Annotated in this window: 14 protein-coding genes; 7 read left to right on the top strand and 7 right to left on the bottom strand. The window is 63.8% G+C overall.

The annotated features are described in order from the left end of the window. Positions 1 to 566: 566 nt before the first annotated feature. From BLT42_RS12645 to lexA, 5 genes are all read left to right on the top strand, one after another. Entirely contained in the window at positions 567 to 869 is a 303-nt protein-coding gene (locus BLT42_RS12645; RefSeq protein WP_091771348.1) for a hypothetical protein, read from the top strand. A gap of 523 nt (positions 870 to 1,392) precedes the next feature. After that, positions 1,393 to 1,959 (top strand): hypothetical protein, encoded by a 567-nt coding sequence (locus BLT42_RS12635; protein ID WP_143024141.1) that lies wholly within the window; start codon positions 1,393 to 1,395, stop codon positions 1,957 to 1,959. A gap of 282 nt (positions 1,960 to 2,241) precedes the next feature. Next, positions 2,242 to 3,261, top strand: coding sequence for an anthranilate phosphoribosyltransferase (gene trpD, locus BLT42_RS12630; RefSeq protein ID WP_091771342.1), 1,020 nt, complete (start codon positions 2,242 to 2,244; stop codon positions 3,259 to 3,261). Between the two features lies 1 nt (position 3,262). Next, the gene (gene trpC / locus BLT42_RS12625) at positions 3,263 to 4,075 is read left to right on the top strand and encodes an indole-3-glycerol phosphate synthase TrpC (RefSeq protein WP_091771340.1); all 813 of its coding nucleotides are present in this window, start codon (positions 3,263 to 3,265) and stop codon (positions 4,073 to 4,075) included. Positions 4,076 to 4,166: 91 nt separating this feature from the next. Continuing rightward, a complete protein-coding gene (gene lexA, locus BLT42_RS12620; RefSeq protein WP_091771338.1) occupies positions 4,167 to 4,871 on the top strand; it encodes a transcriptional repressor LexA in 705 nt (234 codons plus the stop codon). A gap of 182 nt (positions 4,872 to 5,053) precedes the next feature. Here the strand turns inward: lexA and BLT42_RS12615 are convergent, their stop codons facing one another. After that, the gene (locus tag BLT42_RS12615; RefSeq protein ID WP_176780357.1) at positions 5,054 to 7,213 is read right to left on the bottom strand and encodes a ComEC/Rec2 family competence protein; all 2,160 of its coding nucleotides are present in this window, start codon (positions 7,211 to 7,213) and stop codon (positions 5,054 to 5,056) included. A gap of 107 nt (positions 7,214 to 7,320) precedes the next feature. On the opposite strand from BLT42_RS12615, the gene gltX reads away from it, so the two are divergent. Next, complete coding sequence (gene gltX, locus BLT42_RS12610; protein ID WP_091771335.1) at positions 7,321 to 8,751, top strand: glutamate--tRNA ligase; 1,431 nt, start codon at positions 7,321 to 7,323, stop codon at positions 8,749 to 8,751. Between the two features lie 30 nt (positions 8,752 to 8,781). After that, positions 8,782 to 10,089: a citrate synthase gene (gene gltA, locus BLT42_RS12605; protein WP_091771359.1), complete on the top strand. Its 1,308-nt coding sequence runs from the start codon at positions 8,782 to 8,784 to the stop codon at positions 10,087 to 10,089. A 75-nt stretch (positions 10,090 to 10,164) separates the two neighbouring features. Here gltA and lpxB read toward each other — a convergent pair whose 3' ends face one another. The 6 genes from lpxB to BLT42_RS12575 are packed head-to-tail and all read right to left on the bottom strand — an operon-like array spanning position 10,165 to position 15,051. Next, entirely contained in the window at positions 10,165 to 11,331 is a 1,167-nt protein-coding gene (gene lpxB / locus BLT42_RS12600) for a lipid-A-disaccharide synthase (RefSeq protein WP_091771333.1), read from the bottom strand. Further along, a complete protein-coding gene (locus tag BLT42_RS12595) occupies positions 11,328 to 12,176 on the bottom strand; it encodes an LpxI family protein (protein ID WP_091771331.1) in 849 nt (282 codons plus the stop codon). The genes lpxB and BLT42_RS12595 overlap by 4 nt, the downstream gene beginning before the upstream one ends. Beyond that, complete coding sequence (gene lpxA / locus BLT42_RS12590; RefSeq protein WP_091771329.1) at positions 12,169 to 12,963, bottom strand: acyl-ACP--UDP-N-acetylglucosamine O-acyltransferase; 795 nt, start codon at positions 12,961 to 12,963, stop codon at positions 12,169 to 12,171. The genes BLT42_RS12595 and lpxA overlap by 8 nt, the downstream gene beginning before the upstream one ends. Then, positions 12,963 to 13,406: a 3-hydroxyacyl-ACP dehydratase FabZ gene (gene fabZ / locus BLT42_RS12585; protein WP_091771327.1), complete on the bottom strand. Its 444-nt coding sequence runs from the start codon at positions 13,404 to 13,406 to the stop codon at positions 12,963 to 12,965. Before fabZ ends, lpxA begins: the two co-directional genes overlap by 1 nt. Before the next feature lie 4 nt (positions 13,407 to 13,410). Beyond that, the gene (lpxD, locus tag BLT42_RS12580) at positions 13,411 to 14,445 is read right to left on the bottom strand and encodes a UDP-3-O-(3-hydroxymyristoyl)glucosamine N-acyltransferase (protein WP_091771325.1); all 1,035 of its coding nucleotides are present in this window, start codon (positions 14,443 to 14,445) and stop codon (positions 13,411 to 13,413) included. Between the two features lie 18 nt (positions 14,446 to 14,463). After that, complete coding sequence (locus BLT42_RS12575; RefSeq protein ID WP_091771323.1) at positions 14,464 to 15,051, bottom strand: OmpH/Skp family outer membrane protein; 588 nt, start codon at positions 15,049 to 15,051, stop codon at positions 14,464 to 14,466. Positions 15,052 to 15,054: the final 3 nt, after the last annotated feature.

Genomic DNA, 15,054 nt, shown 5'->3' with positions numbered 1-15,054 from the left:
GGTCGGTCGTTTAGTGCCGTCAGACCTTAATGGACGCCCTGCCAGTGCTCAGGTTGTCACCCCTTCGCCCGGACAGGCTGCACGCTCCCGACCGCCGCGAATGACTGAGCTCGTGCCTCCCGTGCGACCGGAACGCGGTGATTATGCGCGCACGTTGGTGGGGTGGGGATAAGTTGGACCAATGATCGTCATCCCGACAAAAGTCGGGACCTCGATATCGCAGGCTCCGACCCTGTCACGTCAAGGTCCCGGCCTTCGCCGGGATGACGGGGGATAATGGTGGGCGATGAGGGATAAGTCGGGGATCGGGACATGCTCCGGCTTTGCCGGTGCGTGTCCCGCCTTGGTGACGCCTCGAGCGACGTCACCCATATACCCCTTGACCTATGTGCGGTTGTGGTGACTCCACAAACTGAGAGTATGCGTGCAGTCTTGCCGTAGTCGTTAAGCTGAGCTTCTGCGTGCACCCACGTGTCACCCTTGCCAGAACTTGGCGCTGGATTGTCAATAATCCAGTGTGGGTATCCTTTTGTACACTTGGCGTTAGCGGGTTCGCATGGTGGCTTTTGCAGAAAGCCCTTGGCGAGCTGTTTTGGGACAGACTCGGCGCGATCATATGGCAAATCATTGTCGACCCGCTGTTTGCCGCGGCGTCCGCAATGATTGGCTATATCATCGCACATATCGGGGCACTTCTGACTGCTGCGGCTTGTTTGATTTGGGTGTTTTTGCTCGGCTACTCAGTAGGGCGAAAGGAGTATGGGCGCTCATTGAAATTCGCGCGCGCGCTAAGCAAAAAACAGGGGCGCATGTTTAACAGGCAACGCCTGTCAATAGAAAGCGGATACACACAATTTATGAAGAACTAAAGTATTCAAACAACTGGGGAAGACACAACTTATTCCCGCCTGGACCTCGATTAATTGTGTCTGTCCCAATTAATTCCAACAAGCAGGGTTGGTTCAAACTGTTGTTTGAAGGACGGCCGCGCGCAGCGGCGGGTTCCCGCCCTAAACCTCATGCCCGGTGGCCCACTGCTGGCAAGAGATTTTGGGGGATGGCCTGCGCTACGCGCGGCTTGCCGGAAAAGTCGGGCGCTGACCGATTGATGGGTGCCATGCACCCATGCTGGCCCGGCAGGCAAAGCGAAATAATGGTGTGTGTCCCCATATACGCGGACCGGCGCGTGGTTGGGAAATCAATTGTTTCTGTAGGCGCTTGGCTCGTGGAAATGGGTGCCCGCCACCACTTATTCACCGTCATCCTCACGGAATATTGACCCGGCGGCGGCTCGAGCGCGCTTGTATCGCCACCCGCCATCCTCGATGTTTTCAGGCTGGAGGAAACGGCCCGACCGCAGGGCGGCCGATTCGGGGATGAGAGGATCAAGGCATGACAGGCGCATCACAGGGATTGCTTGAACGAATGACGACGCTGAGCTGGCTCTCGGCCGGTCTGATCGGGACCAGCCTGCTGGCCACCGTACCGGCGCTCGCCCAGGACCGGCCTGGCAGGCCTGGCGAGAGTCTGGCCTGGATGATCGGGCACTGGGAGGGCTCGGGCTGGATGATTGATCGCGAGCGCCAGCGCCAGACCTTCGACGTGTTCGAGGAGGCGCGGCTGGGCTCCGGCGGCGAAGCCGTCATCCTGTTCGGTGAGGGCTTTACCCCGGCTGGTGCAGGCCGCGCCGGTGAACCGGGCCACAATGCCACCGGCCTGATTTCCCGCACCGCCGATGGCTATGAAATGCGCTCCGTCACGATAGAAGGCCATAGCCAGGACGTGGCGATGACGATTACCGAAACGGGGTTTTCCTGGTCGCTCTCGCTGGGTCCGCACGGGCGGCTTGATTATGAGGCCAGCCACGAGAATGGGGTCTGGGAGGAAACCGGCGCCTATTGCTCGCCCGAGGGCGCGTGCCAACCCAATTTCTACATGCGCCTGGAACGCGTCGACTAGGGCGCAACGGCAGCGCCGCATTGAAAACCCGCACCACCCGCATTATCAATTCACCGGTTCGCTTGGTTCAACTGAAAGTCAGCCGGTATGCCGATCTCATCTGCCCTTTTCGCCCGCAACCGCACGGCCGTCGCGCCGCGTGGCGGGCGTGGGGCGGTGACGCGCGTTCGATACCTTGGGGCTGGCGGTCGATGGCGTGGCTTGACGACAAGCCTGTAGCGCGCGTGCCGATGGCGCGCGGATCGATCCGACACCACAATTCGAAACAATCGAGAGACTGGTATGAACCATCTTGCCCTCTGCCTTGCGGCCTTCAGCCAGGGCCAGCGGCCCGAGACGGCCCGGATTTCCGGCGCCTTCGATCAATTAATGGAAGGCGATGCGCCCGATGCGGCGATTGGCGGATTTTTGATGGGGCTCGCCGCGCTGGGCGAACGGCCATCCGATATTGCTGCCGGCGCACGCGTCCTGCGCGGCCGCATGGCGACGATCAGTGCGCCGCAAGGCGCCATCGACACCTGTGGCACCGGCGGTGATGGCAAGGGCGCCTATAATATCTCCACCGCGGCAGCGATCGTGGCCGCGGGCGCCGGCGCCCTTGTCGCCAAACACGGCAATCGGGCCGCCTCCTCGCAATCGGGTTCCTCCGATGTGCTCGCCGAGCTGGGCGTGAAGCTGGATTGTCCGCGCGAAGCGGTCGAGCGCTCGCTCACCGAGGCCGGGGTCGGCTTCCTGTTTGCACCGGCCCACCATAGCGCCGTGCGCCATGTCGCCAGCGCGCGCAAGAATCTCGGCGTACGCACCATGTTCAACCTGCTCGGGCCCCTGGCCAATCCGGCCGGCGTGAAGCGGCAATTGCTCGGCGTCTATGACAAGCGCTGGCTGGTGCCGATGGCCGAGGCGCTGCGCGATCTGGGCTGTGAGCATGCACTGGTGATTTGCGGCCAGGACGGGATGGACGAGATCACCACCACGACCGGCACCGATGTCGCCGAATTGCGTGATGGCGAGATCACCACCTATGTCGTCACGCCGGAAGATGCCGGCATCACGCGCGCCACCGAGGCCGACCTCAAGGGCGGGGATCCCGCCTATAATGCCGCCGCCATCCTGCGCCTGCTCGAGGGCGAGGCCGGGGCGTTTCGCGATATCGTTTTGCTCAATGCGGGCGCAGCCCTGATCCTGTCGGGTCAGGCGAAAACGCTGGCCGAGGGCGCCAAACTGGCCGCCGCCGCGATTGATGATGGCCGTGCCCGCACGGCGCTGGCGCGCATGGCCGCGATCTCGCGCGGCGAGGCCTGAGATGAGCTCTGTTCCCGACACGCTGGCGCGCATCGGCGCCTACAAGCTGGAGCATATCGCCGCCTGCAAGGCCGCCCTGCCCTATGCGGAAATCGCCGCCCACGCCGAAGATGCACCGCCAGTGCGCGGTTTTCTCGCCGCGCTTGAGACAGCGGCGGCCACCAGCGGTCTCGGCCTGATTGCGGAAATCAAGAAGGCCAGCCCGTCCAAGGGGTTGATCCGGGCTGATTTCGATCCGCCCGCCCTTGCCCGTGCCTATCAGGACGGCGGCGCGACCTGCCTGTCAGTGCTCACCGACGGGCCGAGCTTTCAGGGTTCGGACCGCTTTCTTATCGCCGCGCGCGCCGCGTGCGAACTGCCGGTGCTGCGCAAGGACTTCCTGTATGATCCCTACCAGGTCGCCGAGGCGCGCATGCTCGGCGCCGATGCCATCCTGGTGATCCTCGCCGCCGTCGATGACGACACCGCTCGCGCCCTGATCGGGGAAGCGGCGCGCTGGTCGCTCGATGTCCTGGTCGAGGTGCATGATGCGGTGGAGATGGAACGGGCGCTGGGGTTGAACGCGCCGCTGATCGGGGTGAATAACCGCAATCTGCGCACCTTCGAAACCTCACTGGAAACCTTCGAAACGCTCGCCCCCATGGTCGGCAGCGAGGCCCTCCTGGTCGGCGAGAGCGGTGTCTTTACCGCCGACGATGCGGCACGGCTGCAAGCGGCCGACGCAAAGGCGTTGCTGGTCGGGGAAAGCCTGATGCGGCAGGCGGATGTCGCATCGGCCACGCGGGCCCTGATGGCCTGGCAAAAGCCGGCTTGACCCCAAACGGGAACCTTTGTAGAACAAACAGACACATTCCTGATTTGTTCCTGTCGGTGTCACAGCACCGTTTTCATCAAAGGGGGCTGACTTGCTCACCCGTAAACAACACGAGCTTCTGCTTCTGATCCATAACCGGATCAAGGATACCGGCGTCTCGCCCTCCTTCGACGAAATGAAGACGGCCTTGCAGCTGGCCTCGAAATCCGGTGTTCACCGCCTGATCACGGCGCTGGAGGAGCGCGGCTTCATTCGCCGCCTCGCCCACCGGGCGCGGGCGCTGGAAGTGATCAAACTGCCCGAATCCGCAGCCGCCAGCATGGATCAGCCCCTCGATCAGGATGCCGATCTGGGCGCCAATGTCGTGCGCGCCAACTTCAAGCGCTCCCATGATGATCACGCGGCCGAAGCCTCGGTGGATATTCCCCTGCTCGGCCGGATCGCCGCCGGTGTGCCGATCGCCGCGATCCAGCACGAAACCGACCGCCTTGCCTTTCCCGCCGACATGGTGCGCGGCGGCGATCATTTCGCGCTTGAGGTCAATGGCGATTCGATGATCGAGGCCGGCATTCTGGATGGCGATATTGTCTTGATCCGGCGTGGCCAGTCGGCCGATAGCGGCGAGATTGTCGTCGCCCTGGTCGATGATGAGGAAGCGACGCTGAAACGCCTGCGCAAAAAGGGCGGCTCGATCGCCCTGGAAGCGGCCAACCCGGCCTATGAAACGCGAATTTTCGGCCCCGACCGGGTCAAGGTCCAGGGCAAGCTGGTCGGTTTGATCCGCCGCTATCACTAAGGCGGAACCGGTCTGCACCCGGCGCTGGCGGATGCGTGCTTGCCCTGTGCCCAACCTCGTGTCCGGCGTCGCGCCTGACCTCGTGTCTAACCACATGTCTGGCCCCATACCGGGCCACCCGGCCGGGCGATGACATGACCCGATACGTGATGATGACCCGCTGGCCCTGCTGCCCTGGCGGGTCATTCTTCATTTGGGGGCCTGGCGTCTGCCGGCCTGGCATTTCTCGGGCTGGTATTTCTCAGGCTGGTATTTCTCGGCCACGGGTTTGTGGGCCGGGTGTTTGTCAGCGGCCGCTGCCAGGGCCGGTCACCCCCGGGGGCCGAGACGCTCTGGATATGATTGATCACACCGCCGCGCATCCAGATCAGCGTACCGCCCCGCGCCTCCAGCCAGACCTCGTCCAGCACCAGGGCCTCACACTGGTCCTGCAGCCAGACCGGCAGCGCTGCGGTCAACACGACCAGCTGGCTGCGACGGCAATCCTCGCGCCAGTCCGCCACCCCCTCGAGTACCGCATAGCGCAGCCCGCCATCGCTCGGTCCGGCATGGGCGCTACAGCCCAGATCATCGCAATGGAGCCCGGCCAGCCCGGGCCGGTCGCGCACACCACGCCGCTCCAGAAACACCGTGACGGCAAATCGGTTGCGCCGGCGCGAACTGACCGTCCAGCTGTCCGGCGCGTCGGACGCATGTGCCACGACCACGCCGCCCTCGGACACGAAGAGATCCGGCGCCGGGGCCAGGCTCCAGCCCGCCAGCGCGGCCAGGCCCAGCGCCGCGCCGCCCATCCGCACCAGACCGCGCCCGAGCAGGACCATGACAAAAGCGGCGGCATAGAGCGGCAGCACCCAGCCGGGCGCAGCGATGACCGGGCGCAAGGCGCCGGGTGCGGCAGCGACCCGGTCGGCGACCGCGAACATCACATCCAGCCCCAGGCTCATCACATAAAGCGCCGGCTGATCGAGGCCGAACGGCATCAGAAAGAGCGCCGCGACACCGGCCGGCATGACCATGAAGGTAAAGACCGGCATGGCCAGTAGATTGCCGATCAGGCCATAGCCGGCGATGCGGTGAAAATGGAAAGCGGCAAAACCCGATGTCGCGAAGCCGGCAATGACACTGGTCAGGCTCAATCCGCCCAGCGCCGACAGACTGCCGCGGCCCAGGCCGAAGGGCGCAGGCGGCCGGCGCTTCTGGCGCCAGATATCGGCGCAGGCGATCAATGCCGCCACCGCCGCAAAGGACATGTGAAACCCCGCCGCACGCACGGCCTCGGGCTGCAGCACGAGCACGAAAATCATCGCCAGCGCCAATGTGTGCAGCGAGAGCGCGCGGCGCCCGACCATCACCCCGGTCAGGACGGCGGCGGCCATCAAAAAGGCGCGCTGGGTCGGGATGGCACCGCCGGACAGGATGAAATAACCCGCCCCGGCCAAAAGCGCCCCGATCGCCGCCGGCCCGGCCGCATCAAAGCGGCGCGCCCAGGGCGTGATGGCGGCGAGGCCAAAGCGCAGAATCAGGAAAATACCGCCGGCGAACAAGGCCATATGCATGCCCGAAATCGCCAGGACATGACCAAGCCCGGCGGCGCGCAGGGTTTCGCTGACCTCGGGAGTGAGGCCGGAACGGTCGCCGGTCAGCAAGGCGGCCGCCATGGCGCCATTGCGTCCAGGCAGACGGGCGCGCAAATGCCCGGCGATCTGCCAGCGCCAGCGCGCGATCGCGCGCGCCGGCCCGTCCTGGTCGAGCTGCGGGCCCGCTGCAAGCGGCGCAATCGCGAAACCGCTGCCGACAATGCCGGCGAAATAGGCGTTGAAGCGAAAATCATAACTGCCCGGCACAGGCGCGCGCCGGGGCCGTTCCAGAATGGCGAGAATACTGACCGCGGCCCCCGGTGCCAAGTCCGGATCGGAGGCGAGAATCCGCACCCGGCGCGCCGGGGCGGCATTTTCGCGTGGCAGGCGGATGGAGAGACGGGCCCGGCCGCGGCTATTGCGCTCGACCGCTTCAAGCCAGCCGGTAACCTGCATCGGCCGGCCATAGGTCAGCGCCGCGCCCGGCCCCGCACCCAGCGCGTGGCTGCGATGCTGGGCCCGCGCCAGACCGGCTGCCAGCGCCAGCAGTGCCAGCGCGGCCAGGCTCAGGGCCGCACCGCGCGGAATGGCGCGCGCCGCCAGCAGGGTCGCGAGCGCCAGCAGGGCCAGGGCCATGGCCCACAGGGCGGATGGTTCGCCGGGCAGCGCGAAATACACGGCACAGCCGGCCGTAAAGCCGAGCGCGGCGATGATGGCCGGCCGCCCGGCCTGCACAAAGACCACCGCGGCGGCGGGCGGCCTCACGCCATATCCGGGCCCGGGCTGTCTCACCCGTCCATTCCTCCCTGCCTAACCCCTATCGCCACCGCCGGTAATCATGCTAACAAACGATATTCTTCTTGCAGCGCAGCATGATCTCGCAGGTGCAACACTTGAAAACCATGATCCGCACCCGGTTTGCTCCCTCCCCGACGGGCTTCCTTCACATTGGCGGCGCCCGCACGGCGCTGTTCAACTGGCTGTTTGCGCGCCATCATGGCGGGCAATTCCTGCTGCGGATCGAGGACACGGACCGGGCCCGCTCGACCCAGCCGGCCATCGATGCGATCCAGGACGGGCTGAGCTGGCTCGGCCTCGACTGGGATGGCGATCTCGTCTCCCAATATAGCCGCGCCGACAGGCATGTCGAGATTGCACACCAAATGGTTGCGTCCGGTCACGCTTTCCGTTGCTATTGCGACGCCGATGAAGTCGACGCCCTGCGCGCCGCCGCCTTCGATGAGGGCCGGGCCCTGCGTTCGCCCTGGCGCGACCGCGACCCGGCCAATGCCCCCGATGGCGCGCCCTTTGTCGTGCGCTTTCGCGCCGGTGATGCGGACATGCTGGTCGAGGATGCGGTCCAGGGCGAAGTGCGCTGGGCGGCCAAGGAATTCGACGATCTCGTCCTGCTGCGCAGCGATATGAGCCCGACCTATAATCTCGCCGTGGTGGTCGACGACCATGATATGGACATCACCCATATCATCCGCGGCGATGACCATCTGGTGAATGCCGGCCGTCAGGCGCAGATCTATGACGCGATGGGTTGGAAACGCCCGGTCTTCGCCCACATCCCGCTGATCCATGGGCCCGACGGCAAGAAATTGTCGAAGCGCCATGGCGCGCTGGGTGCGGAAGCCTATCGCGATATGGGTTATCTGCCCGAAGGCCTGCGCAATTATCTGCTGCGGCTGGGCTGGTCCCATGGCGATCAGGAAATCTTCACCGATGCCGAGGCCATTGCTGCCTTCGACATGGGCGGGCTCAATAAATCGCCCTCCCGGCTCGATCTGGACAAACTGTCGCATATCAATGCCCACCATATCGCCCAGGCCGATGATGCGCGCCTTTGTGAGCTCGTCACACCTTTCCTGGAAGGCCTGGACGGGCAGATCGATGATGCGGCCCTGAAGGCGGACCGCATAAGAAATGCGATGCCGGCGCTCAAAACCCGCGCGGCAACGCTGGCCGAACTGGCCCAGCAGGCGTATTTTCTTGTGAAAGCCCGCCCGTTTCAGCTCGAAGGCAAGCTTGCCAAACAATTGGACGAGACCGCCTGCGCGCGTCTTAACCGCCTTTTCACACGGCTCGTGGAAACCGATGCGTGGAATGATGCAGCGCTCGCGAGCCTGCTCAAGCAATTCGCCGAGTCCGAAAGTGTCGGATTTGGCAAAGTCGGTCAGCCGCTCCGTGCGGTCCTGACCGGTGGGGCACCCGCCCCGGATCTCGCACTCGTCATGGCCGTCCTCGGCCGCGATGAAGTGCTGGGTCGAATCAAGGATCAATTGTCGCCGGGCATCTGATGCCGGCGGCCGCCAGACAGGGAAAACATGATGGAAAGCAAGGCCAAACCGAACGGTTCCGCGACGCTCACCTATAACGGTACGAGCGTTGAGTTTCCCGTGCTCAGCGGCGAGATCGGGCCTGATGTCATCGACATCCGTTCGCTCTACCGCAAGACCGGCATGTTCACCTATGACCCGGGCTTCACCTCGACCGGCAGCTGCGAGAGCCAGATCACCTATATCGACGGCGACAAGGGCGTCCTGCTCTATCGCGGTTATCCGATCGAGCAATTGGCAAAGGGCTCGTCCTTTATCGAAGTCTGCTATCTGCTGATGCACGGCGAACTGCCAACGCCCGGCCAGTTGCAGGATTTCGACTGGACGATCCGTCGCCACTCCATGCTGCACGACCAGTTCGACCAGTTCTTCCGGGGCTTCCGCCGCGACGCTCACCCAATGGCCATCATGGTCGGGACCGTCGGTGCGCTGTCAGCCTTCTATAATGACAGCACGGACGTCACCGACCCCAAGCTGCGCACGATTGCCAGCCATCGCATGATCGCCAAGATGCCGACGATTGCGGCCCGCGCGTTCAAATACGCGATCGGCCAGCCCTTTATCAGTCCACGCAATGACATGGATTATGCGGCCAATTTCCTGCGCATGTGTTTCGCCGTCCCGGCGGAAGATTATGAAGCCAATGCCGTCATGGCCCGCGCGATGGACCGGATCTTCATCCTCCATGCCGACCATGAGCAGAACGCCTCGACCTCGACCGTGCGTCTCGCCGGCTCGTCGGGCGCCAATCCCTTCGCCTGTATCGCCGCGGGCATTGCCTCGCTGTGGGGCCCGGCGCATGGCGGTGCCAATGAGGCCGCGCTCAACATGCTCGAGGAAATCGGCACAGTTGACCGCATCCCGGAATATATCGCCAAGGCCAAGGACAAGAATGATCCTTTCCGCCTGATGGGCTTCGGTCACCGCGTCTACAAGAACTACGATCCCCGTGCGACCGTGATGCGCGATACCTGTCATGAAGTGCTGGAGATCACCGGCCACGGCAATGACCCCCTGCTCCAGGTCGCCCTCGAGCTCGAACGCATCGCCCTGGAAGACCCGTATTTCGTCGAGAAGAAGCTGTATCCGAATATCGATTTCTATTCGGGCATCACGCTGCGCGCGATGGGCTTCCCGACCGAGATGTTCACCGTGCTGTTTGCCGTCGCGCGCACGGTCGGCTGGATCGCCCAATGGTCGGAAATGATCGAGGATCCATCCCAGAAGATCGGCCGTCCGCGCCAGCTCTTCACCGGCGCCACACCGCGCGATTATGTCGATCTGAGCAAGCGCGGCTGATCCAGCGCCGACACGACATGAAAAAGGCCGCCCTTCGGGGCGGCCTTTTTTTTCGTTGTGCGAATGGAAAAAGCGTCAGGCGCGGGGCAAGTATTGCAGCACGACCTCGGCTGCGCGGTCGCTGGCCTTGCCCTCACCGCGCATCTCGTCGGTCGCCTGGCGCAGCGCCTGGCCGATTTGCCGGCGCCGCTCGGGCGAGTCCAGCAGGCTTTGGGTCGAGGCGGCCAGCCGCGGTGCCGTGCAGCGTGTCTGGACGTGCTCGAGCACAAGGTTTGAGTCGGATGCCATGTTCACCAGCGTGGTGTAGGGCGATTTCATCACATTAAGCATGCGGATCAGCGCCCAGGTGATCCAGCCCAGCCGGTAAGCGGCGACGGTCGGCACGCCGGTCGTCGCCAATTCGGTAATCACCGTTCCGGAACAGGCCAGGGCCAGATCGACGGCCGCGAACGCGTCCGCCTTCTCCGCTTCACTGACGATGATGATGTCGTCGGGCATGCGGGTATCAATCTGCAGCCGCGCCTGTACGACCTCTGCGACCGGCTCCGCCACCACGATAACGATCTTCAAGGCTGGCTGGCGGCGCAGGATACGCTCGATCGCCTGCACCATCACATCATACATGCGCCGGATTTCCGCCGGCCGGCTGCCGAACAGGACCAGCATGGCCTGTGCATCCGGGTCCAGACCATGGCTGGCCCGAAAAGCCGCCCCGTCTCCGACCGTCATGCGCTCAAGCGTGGGATTGCCGACGAAGGTCACCGGCAGACCGAAATCGGTATAGAAAGGCGCGTCAAAACTGACGATCGACAATAGGTGATCGACGGTCGCGGCCAGGGTTTTGGCGCGGCCCGGCCGGGTCGCGAAGACTTGCGGGCCGACATATTTGATCAGCTTGATTGATGGATCGGCGGCGCGGACGCCCTGGGCAACGCGCAGCATGAAGCCCCATGAATCGATCAGGACGACGACATCGGGCTTGCGGGCGAGGATGTCAGCCACCGTCAGCGCCACGCGCTCCTTGACCCGCCTGAAGGCCAGCAGCCCGTCAATCCAGCCAATAATTGCCAGCCCGTCAATATCGACCGCGGTCGGAACGCCCTCGGCGGCCATCGCGGCACCGCCAACCCCGGCAAAATCGAGGCTGTCGCCGCGCACCTTGCGCAGGGAGCGGATCAGGTCGGCGCCGAGCAATTCTCCGGAACGCTCAGCGGCCACGATATAGACCAGCGGCGTTGTCATTGGCCCGCCTCGCTGACCAGCAGGAACATGCCGGCAGCATCGAGCGCTTCGATCACCGCCTCGCGATTGACGATCAGCGCGCCGCCGGCCTCGAGCGCAATGCCCGCCAGTCCGGCCCGCTCGCAGCGCACGACGGTTTCCAGACCGATGGTCGGCAGATCGATGCGACGTTCCTGGATCGGCTTGGGGGTCTTGGCCAGCACCCCAAAACGATCATCGGCCTGGCCGCGCAAATGCGCGGGCAGTTCAACCAGCCGGTCGAGCATCGGATTGGTGCCCTCCTGGGCCTCGACGGCCAGGACCGTACCGCGCGCAACGACAGCGGCCTGGCCAATATCCATTTCGCCCATATGGCGCGCGGTGGCCAGCGCCTTGTCGATATCAGCCTGGTCGGCCGGGGACGGTGCGGTCCGTGTCAGCAAGCCAGCGCCCGGGGCCAGGGATTTAAGCACGTCATTGGCACCAATCACCGTCAGGCCGGCCTGCTCGAATTCCTCGATCACAACGCGCAATATCGCGTCATCGCCCTTGCGGCCGGCGGCCAGGGCCTTGGGCACGAGCACAAGCCCGCGCGCATCCATCTGCAGGTCCTTAATGTCGGGACGGGTCACATAGCCGGCGAAGCATAGCGCGTCGCAGCCCGCCGTCTTCAGCGCCTTGAGGATACCGCCAATCTGGCCGATCGATTTCTCGACGCTCTCAAACCCCTCGAACGGATCCGTGCCGAATCCCTTCACGCGCACGATGAAGGGATTCATCCCGGCCATGGCGTGCGCGATCTCGACCGGCAAATCGCCGCCACCGGCGACCAGGCCGAGCCGGGTCCAGTGCGGTTGATCAGGCATGGGGCATACAAAGCGCGCGTTTCGACGAAGCGCGGATAAAGGCGATGATTTCCATCACATGGTCATTGTGGGAGTAGAGTTCGGCGGCATCGGAGAGGCGTTCCTGGAACGTGCCCTCCTCCGCAAACAGCAAGCGGTAGGCGGCGCGCAGATCGCGCAGTGCCTCGCGCGGCATGCCACGGCGTTTCAGCCCGACAACATTCAGACCGACCAGATAGGCATCATTGCCATTGACCGAACCATAGGGGATCACATCAGCGGCGACCTTGGTCATCGCGCCGATAAAGGCGTGCCGGCCAACGCGGGTCTTCTGGACCACGCCCGACAGGCCGCCAAAGATGACATGGTCGCCGATCTGCGACGAGCCCGCGATCTGGGCACCATTGGCCAGAACGACCCGGTCACCGACGATACAGTCATGGGCGATGTGCGAGCCGGCCATGAAGTAACAATCATTGCCAACAATCGTACGCGCCTTGTCGAAGGCCGTGCCGGGATGCATCGTCACGCCCTCGCGCATGATATTGCGCTGTCCCAGGATGAGCCAGGTTTCCTCGCCCTGGTATTTGAAGTCCTGCGGCGGATGGCCCAGATGCACGCCGGGATACAGCACGCAATCATCGCCGATCTCGGTATAGCCATCGACCGTGGCGTGCGAGACCAGCCGGACGCGGTCGTGCAGGATGACATGCGGCCCCACGATGCAGAAAGGGCCGATCTCAACCCCTTCGCCAATCTTGGCATCGGCGGAGACGATGGCGGTCGGGTGGATATTGGTTGCGTCCATCAGTGTGCAATTGCCTTCGCGGAAAATTCAGCCTGGACGGCCTTGTTGCCATCGGCGAAACCTTCACCGCGGAATTTGAACAGGCCGTGGCGGGCAGCGGTCACGACGACATTGAGCCGCAACATCATGCCCGGGCGGACCGGAAAGCGGAATTTGACCTTGTCGGCGCCGACAAAAAAGACCGTGGCACTATCGGGCGAGGCCTTCAGAGTCTTGTACATCAGCACGGCGCCCGTCTGGGCCATCGCCTCGATCATCAGCACGCCGGGCATGACCGGATTGCCGGGGAAATGACCGGGAAAAAAGGGTTCGTTCGCGGTCACCGCCTTGATTCCGGTGATCGATTCCCCTTCGACATAATCTTCCGCGGCATCGATCAGCAAGAACGGGTAGCGGTGCGGCAGAAGTTTGAGAATTTCTGTATTTTCAATGCGTTCAGACACGCGATTACTCCCCGGTCCTGGCTTTTGCGCGGGCGCGCACCATGCGGCGAATCTCGGCTATCTCACGCATGTGTTGACGAATAGGCTGGGCGGGCGCGCCGGCATAGGTCTCGCCGGCCGGAACATCGGCCATCACGGCTGAATTGGCACCAATGCGGGCGCCGTCGCCGATCACGACATGATCGGACACACCGACCCGGCCACCAAACATGACGCCCCTGCCAATCCGCGTGCTGCCCGAGACGCCGGCAAAGGCGGGCATCAGGCAGGCCGCATCGAGGCTGACATTATGGGCGATATGGCAAAGATTATCGATCTTGCAGCCGTCGCCGATACGGGTTTCGCCAAAGACGCCGCGATCAATCGCTGAATTGGCTCCGACGGTCACATTATCCCCTAACCGCACTGTGCCCAGATGCGGCACATCGATCACGCTTCCGCCCGATACTGCGACACCGAAACCAGCCTCGCCAATCACGGCACCCGCAAGAATATTGCAATGCTCACCGATATCGGCGCAGCTGATACTGACATTGGCGCCGATCGAGGTGAAACGCCCAATCCGGCAACCCGGCCCGATCGCGGCATTGGGACCTATCGAGACCCCCTCGCCGATCGAGGCGCCGGCTGCGATCACGGCGCCCGGCGCAATCCGCGCGGACGGGTGGCAGTCGGCCTCGGGATGCCGGCGCTCTGTGCCGTCAAACCCGCGCAGCGAAAACAGATGTGACCCAATACGGGAAAATGCCTGGCGTGGGGCGCGATGGGTGAGAATCAGGGCGCCCATCGCGCCAGCGACCCCGGCCAGATCCGGCGGTACGATGAGGAAAACCCCGTCCAGGGCGCCCGCAGCATGGGCGTTCAGCGCCTTGGGCGATTCGGCATAGCTCAGCTTGCCGGCCTCAGCCGCTTCGAGCGGTGCAACATCGCTGAGCGTCATCGCGCCCATGGCTGAATCAGAAATCGCCGCACCCGAAAGTGCGGCGACCTCTGTGATCGTTATCGGGCCAAGCCCCTGATAGAACCGCAGGTCTGCCACGGGCTTGTCCTGACTATTCTATTGTTGAGCCGCGGCCGGCGCACCTTCAGGAAGGCGAACACGATTGACCGGCACGGTCGGCAGACGCTGGTTCAGCAAGGCGATGACGGCATCGCTGATATCAACGTCGGCGCTGGCGAAGACCAGATTGGCGCGGTCAACGAGGATATCGATGCCGCGCGAGGCCACCACTTCCTCGAGGATCGGGTTGAGGGCTTCATAAACCGGCTGCATGGCCTGGCGTTCCGTTTGTGCAAGCTCCTGCTCACGACGACGGCGCTCAAGCTCGAATTGCTGCGCCTGCTGGTTCAGCGCTTCAATGCGTTGCATCAGGTCGGGACGCTGCTGGATGGCCTGCTGCGTCATGGAAGCGGTTTCGGTGGTCAGCGCTTCGGTCTGCTGCTGGATCGGCTGACCAATCGCGGTCAGCTCGGCACGGACTTCGGCGCCAATCGCTTCAAGACGGGTACGGATATGCTGCCCGACGACGCTTTCACGCAGAACGCGCTGCTCATTGATCACAGCAATATTCTGCTGTGCCATGGCCGGGGCTGCGAGGCCCGCAAGGAAGATCGGGAGAAGGACGAAAAGTTTAAACGATTTCATTAT

Source organism: Maricaulis salignorans (assembly GCF_900103475.1).
In the GTDB taxonomy this organism is placed as follows: Bacteria; Pseudomonadota; Alphaproteobacteria; order Caulobacterales; family Maricaulaceae; genus Maricaulis; species Maricaulis salignorans.
This window is presented reverse-complemented; position numbering and strand designations above follow the sequence as displayed.